This window comes from Mycobacterium sp. 852013-50091_SCH5140682, assembly GCF_001665685.1.
Taxonomy (GTDB): domain Bacteria; phylum Actinomycetota; class Actinomycetes; order Mycobacteriales; family Mycobacteriaceae; genus Mycobacterium.
The window spans coordinates 1-867 of sequence record NZ_LZTB01000069.1; the positions used below are offsets into that span (position 1 = coordinate 1).

At 63.6% G+C, this 867-nt stretch carries 1 protein-coding gene; it reads left to right on the forward strand.

Going from position 1 to position 867, the window contains the following annotated elements; genetic code table 11:
- Positions 1–867: NADH-quinone oxidoreductase subunit NuoH (nuoH, locus tag A5784_RS20220; protein WP_064946684.1), on the forward strand; the 867-nt coding region annotated here is incomplete at both ends.

Below are 867 nucleotides of genomic sequence, written 5' to 3' on the forward strand. Positions count from 1 at the left end.
CGGCCCCAATCGGGTCGGCCCGTGGGGGTTGTTGCAGTCTCTCGCCGACGGCATCAAGCTGGCTCTCAAAGAGGGTCTGACACCGGCCGGCGTGGACAAGCCCATCTACCTACTGGCGCCGGTGATCTCGGTGATCCCGGCGTTCATGGCGTTCGCGGTGATCCCGATGGGGGGCGCGGTGTCGGTGTTCGGACACCGCACACCGCTGCAACTGACCGATCTGCCCGTCGCGGTGCTCTACGTGCTGGCCGTGACCTCCATCGGGGTGTACGGAATCGTGCTGGCCGGATGGGCATCTGGCTCGACCTACCCACTGCTGGGCGGCCTGCGGTCGAGCGCGCAGGTGATCTCGTACGAGATCGCGATGGCGCTCTCGTTTGCCGCGGTGTTCCTCTATGCAGGCACCATGTCGACCTCCGGGATCGTGGCGGCTCAGGATCGCATCTGGTACGTGTTCGTGCTGCTCCCCTCGTTCGTGGTGTATGTGACCTCGATGGTCGGCGAAACCAATCGTGCGCCTTTCGATCTGCCCGAGGCGGAAGGTGAGCTGGTCGGTGGTTTCCACACCGAGTACTCGTCGCTGAAATTCGCGATGTTCATGCTTGCCGAATACGTCAACATGACCACCGTCTCGGCGCTGGCCACCACGATGTTCCTCGGTGGGTGGCATGCGCCGTTCCCGTTCAACATGATCGACGGCGCCAACAGCGGATGGTGGCCGCTGCTGTGGTTCACCGCCAAGGTGTGGACGTTCATGTTCATCTACATCTGGCTGCGGGCCACCCTGCCGCGGCTGCGCTACGACCAGTTCATGGCGCTCGGCTGGAAAGTCCTCATCCCGGTGTCGCTGGTCTGGATCATGGTCGT